Source organism: Oleiphilus sp. HI0043 (genome assembly GCF_001634935.1).
Genome location: NZ_LWEY01000405.1, coordinates 1 through 686 on the forward strand (window position 1 = coordinate 1; position 686 = coordinate 686).

The 686-nt window shown below is 43.3% G+C and carries 1 protein-coding gene; it reads left to right on the plus strand.

The window, feature by feature from the left end; genetic code table 11:
• Positions 1-686 (plus strand): biotin--[acetyl-CoA-carboxylase] ligase (locus tag A3729_RS05325; RefSeq protein ID WP_068633328.1); only part of this gene is annotated, 686 nt, incomplete at both ends.

Sequence of the window (686 nt, forward strand, 5' to 3'; positions counted from 1 at the left end):
TATCGTTTGTTGCGACCGCTTGATCTATTGTGTGGTAAATCTATTCAGTCGTATATGGCAGCTCAAGCTGTCGAAAATATCTCTATTGAGGTGCTTTTAAGTACCGATTCAACAAATACTCACTTATTGGAAAAGCAACTCGAAGGAAATTTATACGAGAGTTGCTTGGCAGAATATCAGACGGCCGGAAAAGGTCGTCGTGGCCGAAAATGGGTTAGTCCTTTTGCGAGAAATATTTATCTTAGTATTGCTTTTAATCTTGATGGTGGGGCAGAAGCTCTATCGGGGCTAAGTTTGGTGGTTGGTTTGTCTGTTGTGAAGACGCTAGCATCACTTGGTGTTAGTGGCGTTGAGTTAAAGTGGCCGAATGATGTTTGGTTAAGTGGAAGAAAGTTAGCAGGTATTTTGGTTGAGTTGCATGGAGAGGCGACAACGAGTTGGCGGGTTGTGGTTGGTCTGGGTTTGAATGTTGATATGAAGCCTGAGGATGCGGAAGTGATTGAGCAGGCTTGGTCAGCTTTGTCCGAAGTATCGGATATTGGTCGGAATGAGCTAGCTGGCAACTTATTGAGTGGTTTGTATTGTGACTTAGAGCGTTTTAAGTTGGGTGGCTTTAAGGATTTTTTGTCGGATTGGAACAAATTTGATGCTTTAGCGGGTAAAGTGGTTGAAATCAACAGTGGTGC